The sequence below is a fragment of the Asticcacaulis solisilvae genome (genome assembly GCF_017875235.1).
Taxonomy (GTDB): Bacteria; Pseudomonadota; Alphaproteobacteria; order Caulobacterales; family Caulobacteraceae; genus Asticcacaulis; species Asticcacaulis solisilvae_A.
Map to the genome: position 1 here is coordinate 25,677 of NZ_JAGGMI010000023.1, position 15,739 is coordinate 41,415.

General features: G+C 62.6%; 11 protein-coding genes and 1 tRNA gene. 11 read left to right on the forward strand and 1 reads right to left on the reverse strand.

Translation table 11 applies throughout. From position 1 onward, the window contains the following. The first annotated feature begins 12 nt into the window (after positions 1 to 12). From J2X24_RS22015 to J2X24_RS22045, 7 genes are all read left to right on the forward strand, one after another. Positions 13 to 2,733, forward strand: a complete 2,721-nt coding sequence (locus J2X24_RS22015; RefSeq protein ID WP_209726191.1) for a TonB-dependent receptor — start codon at positions 13 to 15, stop codon at positions 2,731 to 2,733. A 149-nt stretch (positions 2,734 to 2,882) separates the two neighbouring features. After that, a complete protein-coding gene (locus J2X24_RS22020) occupies positions 2,883 to 3,095 on the forward strand; it encodes a hypothetical protein (protein ID WP_209726193.1) in 213 nt (70 codons plus the stop codon). A gap of 52 nt (positions 3,096 to 3,147) precedes the next feature. Next, positions 3,148 to 4,494: a replication-associated recombination protein A gene (locus J2X24_RS22025; RefSeq protein WP_245345040.1), complete on the forward strand. Its 1,347-nt coding sequence runs from the start codon at positions 3,148 to 3,150 to the stop codon at positions 4,492 to 4,494. A 31-nt stretch (positions 4,495 to 4,525) separates the two neighbouring features. Further along, positions 4,526 to 5,341, forward strand: coding sequence for an RluA family pseudouridine synthase (locus tag J2X24_RS22030; RefSeq protein ID WP_209726195.1), 816 nt, complete (start codon positions 4,526 to 4,528; stop codon positions 5,339 to 5,341). Between the two features lie 180 nt (positions 5,342 to 5,521). Then, complete coding sequence (locus J2X24_RS22035; RefSeq protein ID WP_209726197.1) at positions 5,522 to 7,300, forward strand: vWA domain-containing protein; 1,779 nt, start codon at positions 5,522 to 5,524, stop codon at positions 7,298 to 7,300. Between the two features lie 185 nt (positions 7,301 to 7,485). Continuing rightward, the gene (locus tag J2X24_RS22040) at positions 7,486 to 9,324 is read left to right on the forward strand and encodes a TadE/TadG family type IV pilus assembly protein (RefSeq protein ID WP_209726199.1); all 1,839 of its coding nucleotides are present in this window, start codon (positions 7,486 to 7,488) and stop codon (positions 9,322 to 9,324) included. 68 nt (positions 9,325 to 9,392) lie between these two features. Beyond that, complete coding sequence (locus J2X24_RS22045) at positions 9,393 to 9,800, forward strand: DUF805 domain-containing protein (protein ID WP_209726201.1); 408 nt, start codon at positions 9,393 to 9,395, stop codon at positions 9,798 to 9,800. On the opposite strand, the gene lipB is transcribed toward J2X24_RS22045, so the two are convergent. Then, positions 9,784 to 10,683: a lipoyl(octanoyl) transferase LipB gene (lipB, locus tag J2X24_RS22965; RefSeq protein WP_404977840.1), complete on the reverse strand. Its 900-nt coding sequence runs from the start codon at positions 10,681 to 10,683 to the stop codon at positions 9,784 to 9,786. The genes J2X24_RS22045 and lipB overlap by 17 nt on opposite strands. A gap of 102 nt (positions 10,684 to 10,785) precedes the next feature. Here lipB and J2X24_RS22060 point away from each other — a divergent pair, with 102 nt between their 5' ends. The 4 genes from J2X24_RS22060 to J2X24_RS22075 all read left to right on the forward strand — a co-directional run bounded on the left by J2X24_RS22060 (position 10,786) and on the right by J2X24_RS22075 (position 15,603). Beyond that, complete coding sequence (locus J2X24_RS22060; protein ID WP_425353176.1) at positions 10,786 to 11,037, forward strand: FliM/FliN family flagellar motor switch protein; 252 nt, start codon at positions 10,786 to 10,788, stop codon at positions 11,035 to 11,037. 110 nt (positions 11,038 to 11,147) lie between these two features. Beyond that, positions 11,148 to 11,232, forward strand: a tRNA-Leu gene (locus tag J2X24_RS22065). Positions 11,233 to 11,292: 60 nt separating this feature from the next. Next, entirely contained in the window at positions 11,293 to 12,771 is a 1,479-nt protein-coding gene (gene mgtE / locus J2X24_RS22070) for a magnesium transporter (protein WP_209726205.1), read from the forward strand. 144 nt (positions 12,772 to 12,915) lie between these two features. Next, positions 12,916 to 15,603 carry a glycoside hydrolase family protein gene (locus J2X24_RS22075; RefSeq protein WP_209726207.1) on the forward strand — a complete coding sequence of 896 codons (2,688 nt, stop codon included), beginning with the start codon at positions 12,916 to 12,918 and terminating at the stop codon, positions 15,601 to 15,603. Positions 15,604 to 15,739 lie beyond the last annotated feature (136 nt).

Genomic DNA, 15,739 nt, shown 5'->3' on the forward strand with positions numbered 1-15,739 from the left:
TTGGGGATATCAATGACCTTTTCAACGAAGGGCGCCGCGTTCAAGGCCGCGCTGATGACGGGCGTGGCTCTGTTTGCGGGCTATGCCGAGGCGCAGGCCGCAGAAGCCGCCGGTGACGACGCACAGGAAGTCGTCGTCCGCGGCCGCCGCCCGCTGGCGGAAAGCGAAGCCGCCGCTCTGCGCGTGCAGAAGAATTCCGACTCGCTGGTCAGCGTTCTTTCGGCCGACGCCATCGGCGACCTGCCCGACCAGAACATTGCCTTCGCCATTGGCCGCCTGCCGGGCGTCGGTGTTGAGCGTGACCAGGGCCAAGCCCGCTATGTCAATCTGCGTGGCATGCCGCGCCGGTGGGCGACCATCTCATTCGATGGTCTGGGTGTCGTGTCGGCCGAAGGCCGCGACTCGCGTTTCGACAATATCCCCTCGGCCATCGCGTCGCAGGTCACCGTCCAGAAGGCGATCGTGGCCTCGATGCCAGGTGATACGGTCGCCGGCAATATCGACATTCGCACGCGCCGCGCGTTTGACTACAATGGCCAGAAGATCACCGGCAAGCTGGGCATCGGCACGGTTGAACTTGGCGGCGGACAGGAATATGACGCCAACCTCGTCTATTCGAACATCTTCCTGGACGGCAAGCTTGGCGTCGTTGCCCAGGCTTCGCACTATCAGCGTGAAATGGCGACCGAGAACTGGGAAATCGATCCCTACCTGCAGGAGCGCACCAATGTTCCGGGCAAGCGTTTTGCCCGCGAGTTCGAATACAAGAACTATCGCCTCACCCGCTATAACGACTCGCTGTCGCTGCGTACGGACTACAAGTTCGACGATAACAATACGGTCTTTGCTTCGACCATCTGGACGCAGTTCCACGATGATGAACTGCGCGACAACTTCATCGTCCGCCTCGACCAGGGCACGAGCGCGACCAAGGTCGCCTATAACAGCGACGCCTATTTCACGGCCAATGATCCCACCCAGGGCACCGTCTACGGCGCGCGCCTGAACGGCCGAGTCGACTACCGCGACTCCAAGGAATCGCTCGGTACGACGACGATCGGTGGCGAACACCGCTGGAGTGACTTCGATATCTCGTGGCGCGTCAACCAAACCCAGGCGTCGAACGGCGCAGACCAGCCGGTTGGCTTTGCTTTCCAAAGCCCGTCGACCTTCAGCGCCCGCCCGACCGTCGATTACGACTTCCGCAATCCGGACAAGGCGACCGTCAGCCTGTTTGTCACGGGAGGCACCGACACGGCTCGCACCAAGGGCGCCGCCGTGGCTTCGGCGGAATCGTTCTCGACGCCGCTGACCTCGGTCTTCCGCATCGAAGGTGGTGAACTGACCATCGCCGACACGGCCAAGATCGACATCGACCACAGGACGCAGCTGTTCGGCCGTGCTACCAAGGTTGAGTTCGGTGGCCTGGTCACGGCGCGCCGCAAGAAGAACAACCCCGTCCAGTACACCGGCACGCCGGCGACACTGACGGCCAAGGGCATTGCTTCGCCGACCTATTCCAGCATGACGACGAACATCCCATACAAGGGTGAGCAGACGCTGGGCTTTACCTTCAACTACACGGACAAGGCCGCCACCAACGCCTTCGTGGCAGCCGCCGACAAGGCCGGCGCCCTTGTTCGCGACGACGCCGCTGCCGCCCAGAACTTCTGGCGCGTGACGGAAACCCAGACGGCCGGTTATGCCATGGCGACGACCGACACGGGCTGGGGTAATCTGGTCTACGGCGTGCGCGTTGAAAAGGTCCAGAACACTGGTGAAGCCTTGGTCAACTTTGCGACCAGCGGACCGGCGGACTACCGTGTCGTCCACACCGAAAGTGAAGACACCCTGGCCTATCCCAGCGTCCACGTGAACTGGAACGTCCGCGACGACCTGAAGGCGCGCTTCAGTGTTACCTCGACGGCCTCGCGCCCCGACTTTGACGATCTGCGTCCGAATTTCACCTACAGCGATGCCAACCAGACGGTCAGCGGCGGCAACCCCGACGCGAAGCCGGAGAAGCAGACGGGCTTCGACGCCTATCTGGAATGGTATCCCAAGAACGGCTTCGTCATGGCCGGCTTCTTCTACAAGGATATCAAGGACGTGCTGTTCAGCCAGAGCGGCGTCTTTAACCGCGACGTCCTCAATACGGGTACGACCGATCGTTCGGGCTACACTCTGACGACCCTGCGCAACGGCGGCAATGGTCACCTTAGCGGCTTCGAAGTCTACGCCTCACAAACGGCCGAAGACTTTGTCGCCGACAACAACCTGCCGTCCTGGCTGGGTGGCTTCGGCGTTCGCGCCTCGGCGACCCTGGCCAATTCGGAAGTCACGGTGCCTGGCGCCGCTGGCGTTCCGGACCGCACCGTCAGTCTGCCGGGCACGTCGGACGGCGTCTACAACCTGCAGGCCACCTACGAAAAGTACGGCCTGACCGTGCGCCTGGCTTATCAGTACCGCACGGACTGGATACAGGACATCGGCGGCTACACCCTGGCCGGCACGCGCGTCGTGGCTGCTGACAACGGCGACGTCTACTGGGACGGTGACGAGGAAATCGACCTGTCGGTCCGCTACCAGATCAATTCGAACCTGGAATGGTACCTCGACGCGTCGAACATCGGCAACCAGCCGGCCGTCCGCTATGGCGCTACGGAAGACAAGCCGATCGAACACGAGCGCTTTGGTCCGCGCTACTCGACCGGTATCCGCTTCAACTTCTGACTCTAAAAACAATCCAGATCCTTGCGCCGCTGCCTCGTGCAGCGGCGCTTTTTTGTCCGCTGTTAACGGTCTTGCTTAGCCTGGATTTAAGCCGGAGGAGATAGGATCACCTTGCCGGAGCGTGATCCGGCGCAGCCGGAGGTACGCCGATGAGCAGTGCCATTCCACCTGTTGGCGACATCCAGGGTACGGCCAAGGTCCAGTACGTGCTACCGCCCAAGCCGGTCGAATACGTCTCGGCCGCCGGCAAGTCGGACGGCGGCGGGTTTGGTCCGGCCGTCGAAGTCACCTTGTCGAAGAACGCCCAGGCCGCGTTGAAGGCCAAGATGGGCACGACGACGGAATTCGGCGACGGTCGCTAAGCGGATCAGGAAAAGTCATTGAAACACAGGACAAACGTTCTATATTTGTTTCATGGCCGCTTCTCCCACAGCCGACCTGTTCGGCGACACCCAGCCCGTCATCCGTGACGCCCTGCCTAAGGTCGATGAGGCCGCAAAGCCGCTGGCGGACCGCCTGCGGCCGAAATCTGTTGCCGAGGTCGTCGGCCAGGATCACCTCCTGGGGCCGGACGGCGCCATATCGCGGCTGATCGAACGCGGTTTCCTGCCCAGCCTGATCCTGTGGGGGCCGCCCGGTGTCGGCAAGACGACCATTGCGCGCCTGCTGGCTGAGGCCGCGGGGTATGAATTCCAGCAGATTTCCGCTGTCTTTTCCGGCGTCGCCGACCTGAAGAAGGTGTTCGAGGCGGCGCAGCAGCGTCACCGCATGGGCGCGCGCACCGTGCTATTCGTCGATGAGATACATCGTTTCAACCGCGCCCAGCAGGACAGCTTCCTGCCCTATGTCGAAGCCGGCGTAGTGACCCTGATCGGTGCGACGACCGAAAATCCGTCGTTCGAGCTTAACGGCGCGCTTCTGTCGCGGGCGCAGGTCTTCGTCCTGCGCCGGCTGGACGATGCTGCGCTGGACCAGATCATCGATCGCGCCGAGGACCATATCGGCCACAAGCTGCCCCTGACGGCCGAGGCGCGGGAGACCTTGAAACTGCTTAGCGACGGTGACGGGCGCTATATCCTCAGCCTGGTGGAATCGCTCGACCATATGGGCTTCGAAAGCCCCATCGATAGCGACGAACTGCTGGCGCACCTGCAAAAGCGGCGGCCGAACCACGACAAGGACCGGGAAGGGCACTACAACCTGATCTCGGCCCTGCACAAGGCGGTGCGTGGCTCGGACCCGGACGCGGCGCTTTACTGGCTGGCGCGGATGCTCAATGGCGGCGACGATCCCCTGTTTATTGCGCGCAGGCTGATCCGCATGGCGTCGGAGGATATCGGCAATGCCGATCCCATGTCGCTCCTGCTGTGTCACGCCGCGCGCGACACCTACGAGGTGCTGGGTTCGCCCGAAGGCGAACTGGCCCTGGCCCAGGCGGTTGTCCATATGGCCTCGGCGCCGAAATCGAACGCCATCTACACCGCCTTCAAGAAGGCCCAGCAACTGGCGAAGGAAACCGGGCATCTCGACCCGCCGGCCGTCATCCTGAACGCGCCGACCAAGCTGATGAAGGATATCGGCTATGGCGCGGGCTATATCTACGACCCTGACGATCCTGACGGCTTCTCGGGCCAGAACTACTTCCCCGACGGCATGAAGCGCCCGCGCTTCTACGACCCCAAGGGCGATGGCCACGAAGGCAAGGTGCGGCAAAGGCTGGAGGCCTGGGCGGCCTTGCGCGACCAAAAGCAGAAACGTTGACGCTCGCGCCTATGGTCTGTAGTCAGCGCCCATGGTCAAGCATTCCCCCCAGCATCTGAAGGCGCTGAAGTCGCAAAAGCCCCGGCCGAAGCAGGTACCGAAGGTCATTCCGGCGTCCAAGCTGCCGCGCGACATTTCCGAGGCCGATGTCGCCTGGGTCAGGTCGATGGTGATCTTTGAGGACGCCGACATCATGGGCTTCAACAAGCCGTCGGGCCTGTCGAGCCAGGGCGGGCGTGGCGATCACCACAATCTCGATGACCTGATGTGGGCTTTTGCCCGCTCGAACGGCAAGCGGCCGAAGCTCATCCACCGGCTGGACCGCGATACGTCCGGAATATTGCTGGTCGCCAAGACGACGCCGGTCGCGTCCTTCCTCGGCAAGGCGATGATCCGCCGGGCGTTCGAAAAGACCTATCTGTGCCTGGTTTCCAATGCCGGCCGGCTGCCGGACCGCTTCGAGGTCAATGAGGCGCTCCGCCGGGAAGAACAGGGGCGTGAAGCGTGGTCGCGCGTGTGCGCGCCCGACCATCCCGACGCCCTGACGGCCAGTACAGCGTTCGAGGTTCTTGGGCGTTCCGGCGACGCCGCCCTGGTGCGCGCCATGCCGCATACCGGGCGGATGCACCAGATTCGCGTTCACCTGGCGCATCTTGGTTGTCCGATCGCCGGCGATGCCCGCTATGGCGGCGCGCTCAGCCTTGACGGCCATCCTGTCCGCCGGCTGATGCTGCACGCCCTGACCCTGAGCTTCCCGCATCCCGTCGGGGGGGACAAGACGCTTTCGGCGCCCGTCGCCGAAGATATGACCGCGCTGTGCGCGGCGCTCGGTCTGCCCCTGCCGTAGGTTTTATAAGGGTTTGATAAAGGGTGTGATCACTTAAGGCGCTGAAAAGACAGAATTAATCATCGATTTACCACATGTTTTCAGCTTTCGCTAAGTCGCTGGATGATAGGTTTGCCCGGTTATTCAACAGGCCACAGAAGGTGGGCCGATTTACTGACCGCGTAGGTCCCGGGTGGGGCGATGGTAAGCACTGGCAGTTTTTTCCGACGGACGCTTCGGCTGTTCCGAGGTTTACGGACGCCTTTCGGCATATTTGCGCCCCGAGCGGCTGGCAGCCGCAGCGGTAATGTCTCCATCATTGTCGCCTTTTCGGCCATTCCCATCCTGGCGGCGGCCGGCGGCGGTATCGATTACAGCCGCGTGCTGTCGGCGCGGGCGCACCTGCAGGATGCCGCCGACAGCGCGGCCATCGCCGCCGCGCTCGACGCGACCGGCGAACTCGGCAATCAGCAAACCGCCGCGGATCGCGCCTTCAAGGCCAACACCAAGGGTATACTCCGCGACGAGTATGACGCCGACGGCGAATTGACCGCGGAAACCAGCAACAACGTCAATGTGATGAAGTTCACCGCGACGGCGGAAGTGCCGACTTACCTTGTGAGACTGGTCGGCATCGAAACGATCCCCATCAGTGCCGTCGCCAAGGCGGGGGTGAGCATCAACACGGCTGAAATCGTCTTCGTGCTCGATAACACCGGCTCGATGGCCCAGAACAACAAGATGTCGACGCTGAAGACCAGCCTCGATGCCGTGCTGGCGACCCTTGTCGACCCCGTAACGGGCAAGAATCTTGGGACAACCAAGGTTGCCCTGGTGCCGTTCGACACTCAGGTCTCCTTGAGCGACGCCAATGGCATGACGGGCTATGCCGGCAATTTCGCTTCGGTCAGCCAGACCTACACCTGCACCGGCCTGACGGCCGGCCAGTGCGACGCCGTCACGACCAACGCCAAGAACCTGTGCAACTGGGTGACGAACACCTATTCGAACTCGGCAGGCACAACCTGTACCGCCAATACGTCAAACTATACCAAGTACAATAACGGCTACTACTACGTCTATACAACGACCTGGTTCAACAATCCGTACTATAACAGCAACTGCAACCGCTACTGCGACAACAATACGCGCTACCTGACCTACTACCGGGTCGCGGCGTTCAGCGCGAACAATACGTCGGCCAGCCAGCAGGGCAATTCGACCACCAACGGTTACTACTGGTCCTATAGCTCGGGCATTGCGCCGTCCTATGTCGGCTACAACAATTACAACCAGTACGCCGGCAACATCACCTACGGCTATCCCTATACCGGCGGTTACGGCGCTACGGGGTCGACCATCAAGGACAACGACACCATCACGACCAATGACGACCTGCTGGGCGTCGGTACGGCCAACTGGTCCGGCTGCGTCGTTGACCGTACCAAACCCTACGATGCGCAGGCGGATGCGCCGTCGAGCAGTAATGCAGCGACCCTTTATCCGGCTGCCAAGTGCGCTACGAACAGCCTGCTGCCGATCGTGCCGCTGACCACCGATATTGCCTCGGTCCGGGCCTACGCCAAGAAGATGACGCCGGCCGGCAATACCAATGTCACCATCGGTATCCAGTGGGGCATGGAAGTCCTGTCGCCGGCGGCGCCGTTCGAGGGCGGAGCGGCTTTCACCGACGCCACCGTCAGCAAGTATATGGTAGTGCTTACAGACGGGTTGAACACGCAGAACCGCTGGACGACCAATTCAGCGGAGATTGATGCCCGGATGACCGATGCCTGCACCAATGCCAAGAAGCTGGGCATCACCGTCTTCACCATCCGCCTGGAACAGGGGAATTCGGAGAAGCTTCAGGCCTGTGCGTCCAATACCGGTTACTACTACAATCTGTCAAACGCCAGCCAACTCAGTGGAACGCTTGGCAAGATCATGAAGTCTATCAAGAAAATTCGGCTCACTACTTAACGAATTGTTAATTCTGTACTGATTTCAGCGCGGTCAGTATGGCTTATTTCTTGCAGCGAATGAGCTTAAGGGCGTGGAATGTTCGGAAATGGAACGCTTTACAGTGTTCCGTTTCCGGATTTTCCCGATCTTAAGCTTTTACCGTTATCATTCGTCTCACTTGTAGAATTGCAAGGATCACGCGCTTGAAATCGCCCATTGGAAGCCGGAACGCCCGGACCGGATCGAGCTGGAACCCTGTCGCTGCGTTGCGCCGGTTGTTCGCCGATCGCGGCGGCAATACCGCCATCATCTTTGGCCTGTCGGCATTTGTCATCTTCGGCGCTGTTGGCGGCGCCATCGATTTTTCCCGCGTCGACAGTGCCCGCAAGCATGTCCAGGACGCGGCCGACGCCGCGCTGTTGCGCGCCATGTCGCTCAGCTATTCCAAGTCCGACGACGAACGCAAGCTTGCGGCCGACAAGGCCTTCGACGATAATTTCAGCGACAAGTCCGTCTACGCCATCAACAAGGCGCTGTTGAAGAGCACGACCGGCAATACGATGGACCAGACCTATACGGTCACGGCCAAGGTCACGAGCTACTTTTCCGCCTTCGTCGGCATCGAGGCATTCGACCTGAACATCGTCGCCAAGGCGCAGTCGCAGATGCAGAAATCGGAAATCGCGCTGGTGCTCGACTCGACCGGCTCGATGGCCAGTGACAACAAGATGGTCAATCTCAGGACGTCGGTCGACAACGTCCTGGCCAGCCTGCTGGTCAACGGCGAAAACGTGTCGAAGACCAAGGTGGCGATCGTTCCGTTCAATACCCAGGTCCGCCTGACGCCCGGCACGAACTACGACTATATCAACTATGGCACGCAGAGCGTCTCCGAAGGCTGCAAGAGCGGAACCAACGGTTATCTCTGTAACGTCCTGCGCGACACCTATAACAAGGTGTGCAAGACGGCGTCGAATGTCGAAGAGTGCAAGAAGACGGTCAAGGCCTATTACCAGACCTACAAGGTCACGGTCGCCGGCGTCGAGCGCACCTATTACAACACCTATATGATCGCCAAGGATAACGGTAACGTTCTGAAATACGCCGAGACGTCCTACACGGTCACGACGACCAAGAGCGTAACGCCGACGACCTCGACCAATGCCGAAACCGGCGCGACCTCGACGTCGAGCGCCACCCAGACCTCGACCAGCCAGACCCTGGAAACGCAAGGCGGTTCCGCCGGCACTAACGGCGAATATAACAGCGCCCATGAGGTCAAAAATACCTGCTACAGCGGCACCACGGGGTGCTATACGGAAGTGGCGGCAGGCACGATCACCTACAATGCCAACTATGGCAACGGCTACGGCGAAGCGGCGGCGACATCGAAGTCCGCGAACAGCATTTTCGGTGCCGGCGCCGGCACGATGTGGGTGAACACGCCTTACACTTCGGCCAATCACGGCGCCTGGCTGGGCTGCGTCGCGGACCGTACCCAGCCATACGACACCCAAGGTGACGCGCCGAGCTCCGGCAATGTCGCTACGCTCTATCCGGCGGTCCCGTGCGCCGATACCTCACTGAAGGTCGTCCAGGGCCTGAGTGACAATATCAGCAATGCCCGCACCTTTGTGTCGGGCATGGTGGCAGGGGGCTCGAACGCCCAGACCAATATCACCATCGGGGTCCAGTGGGGCATGGAAGTCCTGTCGCCCACCGAACCGTTCGGCGGCGGCGTGGCGTTCAACGACGACACCACACGCAAATACATGATCGTGGTCACCGACGGCGACAACACCAGGAACCGGTGGTGGACCGACAAGGCCAAGATCGACGCGCGTACGGCGCTGGCCTGCACCAACGCCAAGGCCAAGGGCATTACCGTGTTCGTCATCAAGGTCATCGAAGGCAATTCGGACATGCTGCGCGCCTGCGCCACGCGCCCGGACTATTTCTACGACCTGACCAGCGCCAGCCAGATCAATACCGCCCTGTCGGCGGTGTTCGAAGCCATCAAGAAGACCCGCCTGACGGAGTAGGTGAGCGCGACACTTGACTTTAGCGGGGCGGCTGGCGACAGTCGCCCTTGGTTTAATAAGTGTTTGATATGAACTCGAAGATCGACTGGGCCCACCTGTTTCTATCCGCCGAAGGACGCGTCCGCCAGACGCCGTTCCTGGTCGGCGTCGCCCTGCTGTTGCTGGTGCTGGCCTTCTATGAAGCGCTGGTGTCCGGACCGTTGCAGTTCGTCACTGGCTGGATCGTCTATCCGGCGCTGATCTATGGCGGCGCCTGCCTGCTGTCCAAGCGACTGCACGATCGTGGCCGGTCTGGCTGGTGGTCGGCGGTGATTCTGGTCGCCGTCGTCATGGTCTGGCCGCGCCCGGTCGGCTTCTTCGACTTCATCGCCGTGGCGGTCCTGGTCTGGGCGGTCATCGACCTGTGCGTCATGCCAGGCGAACGCGGTGATAACCGGTATGGCCGCACGCTTTATCGGCTCAAGGCTCAGGCCTGACCTCGACGGGGCCGAAGATGGCTTCGAAGCTCATGCGCAGGGCGTAGTCGACATCGTCCATGGTCACCGGCAGGCCGAGATCGAGCAGGCTGGTGACACCGTGTTCGGTAATGCCGCACGGCACGATGCCGCCGAAATGGCTGAGGTCGGGCTCGACATTCAGGCTGACGCCGTGAAAGCTGACCCAGCGCCTGAGCTTGATGCCGATCGCGGCGATCTTGTCCTCTTTGAAGCGCTGCTCAAGCGCCCCCGAGCGCGCCAAAAGCGCGCTCGATTGTGGTGTGAAATCCAAGTTCACCACAGGTGAACTCGGGGCGGCTCCTCGCACATTGCGAAGCGCTACCGCTTCGCTGCTTGAGCGCAATGTCTCGGGCGGCCGGTCGGTCTTGCCGGGCTCTGACGAGCCCGGAGACGAGGCCTCATACCCCTTGTCCCTGCGCTCGACCCAGACGCCGACGCGGCCAGGGCGGATATGGCCTTCGACATTGAAGCGCCACAGGGTATCGATCACCCATTGCTCCAGCGCCTCGACGAACAGGCGCACGTCCTTTTTGCGGCGGTTGAGGTCGAGCATGACATAGGCGACGCGCTGGCCGGGGCCATGATAGGTGTATTGCCCGCCGCGCGCGCTGGTAAAGACCGGAAAGCGGTCGGGCGCGATCAGGTCGGTCGTCTTGGCCGACACGCCGGCGGTATAGAGCGGCGGGTGCTCGACCAGCCAGACGCATTCACGCGCACTGCCTTCGGCTATGGCGGATGCTCGCGCTTCCATGAAGGCGACGGCGTCGGGGTAGGGGACCAGACCTTCCGCCACGATCCATTCGGGGGCGGGACCGTCGTCGGTTGCGAAAAAAGGTGGCGGAATTAACGCGTCGTCAAGCATGATTTGTCATTTATCAAATTGGCTCCGGACGCAAGTCCCGGGAGCCGCCACCGCAATATGGGGTGGCATCCGCTTCGAATTCAAGCAAGGTATCCTGTGTCGATTTCCCAGGTTGGCGCCGTTCCGGTCGAAATCTCCGTCCTGCTGGGCCGTTCGGTCCTGCCGATGCAGCAATTGCTGCGCATGGGCCGCGGCGCGGTGATTCCGCTCGACGCCCGCGAACACGACGAGGTGTGGATCCTGGCGAACAACCATCCGGTGGCGCGCGGCGAAATCCAGATTTTCGAAGAAAAGATCTCGATCGTCGTGACGCGCCAGGCCGACGTCTACGACTATATGGCGCTCGGTAGCTAGTTTAGGGCTCCGGCGTGACGGAATATTCACAGGCGCGCCGATATTTTCCGACAAAGCCCTTCACAAACGCTTTCAGTGTTGCTATGCCCGCCGCTCTCCGGATGACATGTGCGGTCATGGCGGAATTGGTAGACGCGCAGCGTTGAGGTCGCTGTGCCGCAAGGCGTGGAAGTTCGAGTCTTCTTGACCGCACCATCCGGATGAGTTTTTGAGCGCGGCGCCGGAAAGAGGGCGCCAAAAGGGGAGGCCTGAGCCATGAGCCAGAAGTCCGACGCCGCTCAAAAGAAGATCGACTCCGAGATCGACATCAAGAATAGCCGCGATGAGGATATCGGCGGTGAGCTGATGACGCCCGAGCAGATCGAGGATTTCGCGCTCAAGGACGACTACGCGCTCAATCCGCAATATATCACCCTCGTCATCGACGCCGCCGATCGCGGCGACGGCATGCGCCTGCGTGAACTGCTGGACGCCTTGCACCCGGCCGATGTCGCCGACCTGCTGGGCTTCCTGTCCGAGGACTACCGCGAGCAGGTGATCCCGTGGATTCCGGCCGACGCCATTGCCGAAATCCTGCCGGAACTGGACGACGACATCCGTGAGGAAGTCATCGAGACCCTGCATACCGCCGACATAGCCGAGGTGCTGCAGGAGCTCGATTCCGACGACGCCACCGCCGTCTTCGAGGACCTGGAGGAAGACCAGCAGAAGGCCGTCCTGGCCGCCATGCCGGAATCCGAGCGCGAGGCCTTCGTCACCTCGATGACTTTCGAGGAAGAGACAGCCGGCCGCCTGATGCAGCGCGAGGTCATGGCCGCGCCCAGCTTCTGGAATGTCGGCCAGACCATCGACCATATGCGCGAGAACGGCGACGACCTGCCGGAGCTGTTCTTCGACATCTATGTGCTGGACCCCAGCCATAAGCCGGTCGGCGCCCTGCCGGTGTCGCTCCTGATGCGGTCGAAGCGCGAACTGGCCCTGACCAGCCTGATGGAGCCGACGACCGAAATCACGGTCGATCAGGACCAGGAAGAGGTCGCCTATATCTTCGAGAAATACCACCTGATCTCGGCGCCGGTCGTGGATGCCTCGGGCCGGCTGGTGGGGCAGATCACGGTCGACGACATCGTCAACATCATCCAGGAAGAAAGCCAGGAAGACATGCTGGCACTGGCCGGTGTCTCCGAGACCGGCCGCCGCCAGGGCGTGTTCGACACCGTCAAGTCGCGCCTGCCGTGGCTGAGCATCAACCTGCTCACAGCCTTCATTTCCTCGTCGCTGATCCTGATGTTCCAGGACGAGATCCAGAAGCTGGTGGCGCTGGCCGTGCTGATGCCGGTGGTGGCGTCGATCGGCGGCAATTCCGGCACCCAGTCGCTGACCGTAGCGGTGCGGGCGCTGGCGGCGCGTGAGCTGACGGCGGCCAATGCCCTGCGCACCCTGTGGCGCGAAGTTCGCGTGGGGCTGGTCAATGGCGCGGCCATCGCCGTGGCTCTGGGGATTGCCGCCGGCCTGTGGCAGGGCGTCCTGTTCGGCGTTGTTATCGGTTCGGCGGTGATGATCAACCTGACGGCGGCGGCCCTGGCCGGAACGCTGATTCCACTGGGTTTGTCGAAGATCGGCCGCGATCCGGCGGTCGCCTCGCCGATCTTCGTGACCATGGTCACCGACTGCGTGGGGTTCTTCAGCTTCCTGGGCCTGGCGGCGATCATTCTGTTACCCAGGTTGGCCTGATAGGTATCTGTCACAATCCTCTTGTAAGTCCCGCGCGGTATGTGGTTTGCTAGTTAACGATTGTCACGCTATTGGGCGTTTTGTTTTGGGGCATGGGAGCGAAGGTATACGCTCCGTATGGACCATTTTGGGTCAGGATTAGGGATGAGAGCGCGTCTGAAGGTTTCCCGCGCCGGGGTCGAGCTGATCAAGAGTTTTGAAGGCCTGCGGTCGACCGCGGCCCGTCTGCCTGACGGCCGCTGGACGCTGGGTTATGGTCACACCTTCTCCGCCCGTGAAGGCGCCACCTGCACCCAGGAAGACGCCGACGCCCTGCTACGCTTCGATCTGCTGCCGATCGTCGACGCCATCAACAACCTGGTCCTGGTGCCTATCAACCAGAACCAGTTCGACGCCCTGGTGTCGTTCTGCTTCAATATCGGCGTCGACAATTTCGGCCAGTCGACCGTTCTGAAGCGCATCAACGAAGGCCGCATGACCGAAGCGGCCCTGGCCATGGACGCCTGGCGCTCCGCCGAGTTCAACGGCCAGACCTACGTGCTGGCGCCGCTGATCCGCCGCCGCGCCGCCGAAAAGAACCTGTTCCTGACGCCGGACGATGTCGCCGGCAATGCGCCGTCGCTGCTGGTCCGTCCGATGGAGGATATGGCCGACGTCCAGGCGCCTATCCCGGCCGAGCTCAACGCGCCGGACCGCAACGGTATGCTGTCGGCGCATCCGGTCGGCGAAGCGTCCGCTCCGGTCGCCCCTCTGGCCACCACACCGGCGGCCTTCGACATCTCCGCGTCGCCGCAGCCCATGCCGCAACCGGTCGCCCAACCCGTGGCCCAACCTGTAGAACGTCAGGTCATCGACCTGGCCGCCTTTGCGCCCCGTCCGATCGAAAATACCCCGATCGAAAACGCTCCGGTCGAGCCCGCGCCGTCGGCGCCCGTTGCGCCGGCCGCGAGCCTGGGCGCGACCTTGGCGCCGCCCTACAGCGCGTCGCCCTACGCCAGCAGCCCGACGCCCTATACCTACGACACCACGCCGGCGATGAGCCCCGAGATCCAGGCCGCCATCGCCCGTGCCCAAGAAGACCAAAAACTTCAGGAGCAGCGTCAGCAGGAGCTGCGGATGGAGGAGCTGCGCCGTCAGGAGCAGCAGCTGGTCGAGCAGCGCATGCGCGAGGAAGCCCAGCGCCAGGCCGAAATGCTGGCCGCGGCGCGCGCCGCGGAAGAGGCGCGTCAGCGCGAAGAAGCCCGACTGCGCGAAGAGGCTCGCCTGCAGGAGTTCCAGCGGCTCGAGGCCCAGCGTCTCGAACAGGCCCGCATTGAAGAGGCGCGGCTGGAACTGGAACGCCAGGAACGCGAACGCCTGCAGCGCGACGAGATGGTTCGTGCGGAACTGGCCCGTCTTGAGCAGGCCCGCCTTGAGGCGGAGCGCCTGGAGCAGGAACGCCAGGTGCAGATGCGCCTTGACGCCGAGCGTGCCGAACGTGAGCGCCTGGAACGCGAGCAACAGGAAGCGGCCCAGCGCGAGGCCGCCCGTCTGGAGGTCATGCGTCTCGAAGCCGAGCGTCTTGAGCGCGAGCGCGCCGAGGCGGCCCGCCTTGAACAGGAACGCCTGGAGCAGGCCCGTCTTGAGCAAGCCCGTCTTGAGCAAGCCCGTCTTGAGCAAGCCCGTCTTGAGCAAGAACGCGAGCGCGAGGAACAGCAACGTCTGGCTCAGCAGCGCCTTGAAGACGAGCGCCGCGACCATGAGCGTCAGGAGCAGGCGCGCATCGAGGCCGAACGCCTCGAACAGGAACGCTTGCAGCGCGAACGCGCTGAAAAGGAACGTCTGGAACACGAGCGCGCCGAGGCTGAGAAGGCCCAGGCCGCCCAGGCGCAAGCCGTCGTCGCGCCGGCCGTCGCCACCCCGTCCGCTGACGGTGCTTCCGCGGAAGACGCTGAAAAGGCACGCAAGGCTGAAGCCGCCGCCGCGCTCATGCGCCTCTATTCGCCCTATGGTTCGGGCGGTCTCGGTCGACCCCTGGCTCCGCAGGCCGTAAAGCCGACGCCGCAGCCCGCCAGGCCCGCGCCGGCGCCGCAACCCCAACCGGTTCCACAGCCGGCGGCCGCGCCCAAGCTGGTCACGCCGGAGCCCAAGCCGGCGCCTGTACAGCTGTCCAAGGCCGCTGATCCGGAGCCCGACGATGAACCCCTTCCTGCGGTCGTCAGCTTTGCCCTGAAACCCGCGCCGTCGGCGTCGACCATGCCGCCGCCGCAGATCACGGCGCTTAACCCCTATGCGCGCCCGATCCCCAAGGATGACACGGTTGTCGAGGTTCCGCGCCCGAAGGCCGTCGACCTGTCGGCGCCGCCTCAGGCCGAGGCGGCCCAGGCGCCCAGGACCGACAGCCTGAACTGGCGTGAGCAGCTTCAGCGTCCCCTCCCGCCGGGTTACCAGGCGTCCCAGACGCCGCCGGTGCAGCCCGCTCCCGTGCAGGCGGCCCCCGCAGCGGCCATCGACGCGACCTTTGAAGATGCCTTTGGCAATGACGGCGATTGGACCAACGGCGATGGCCGCGTGGCCCTGACGGTCGATGAGGCCAACGAAGAAGGCGCATCGTGGTGGAAGATGATCCGCTCGACCTTCTGGTGGATACTGTTCAGCGCCATGGGCCTGGGCTGTCTCGGCTTCGCCGCGGCGACCTACTATCGCGCGCGCTATGATCCGAACGTCGCCCGCATTCTCGGTAGCGAAGCCAGCCTGACAATGGTTTCCATCCTGTCGGCCGCGGGCGGTATCCTGTTCGTCTGCGTCTCGGTCTGGCTGATCATGAAGCGCCTGGGCGGCCTGAAGGACTGACGTTTTACGACGTGAAACGAAAAAGGAGGGCGATCGCCCTCCAGACTGTTGACAAACCCCGTCTTTTTGGCGGGGTTTGTTTTTTGTCCGTTACTTGGGTTTGGGTATTTTTGGATGCCGGAGTTATGCGGCCGTG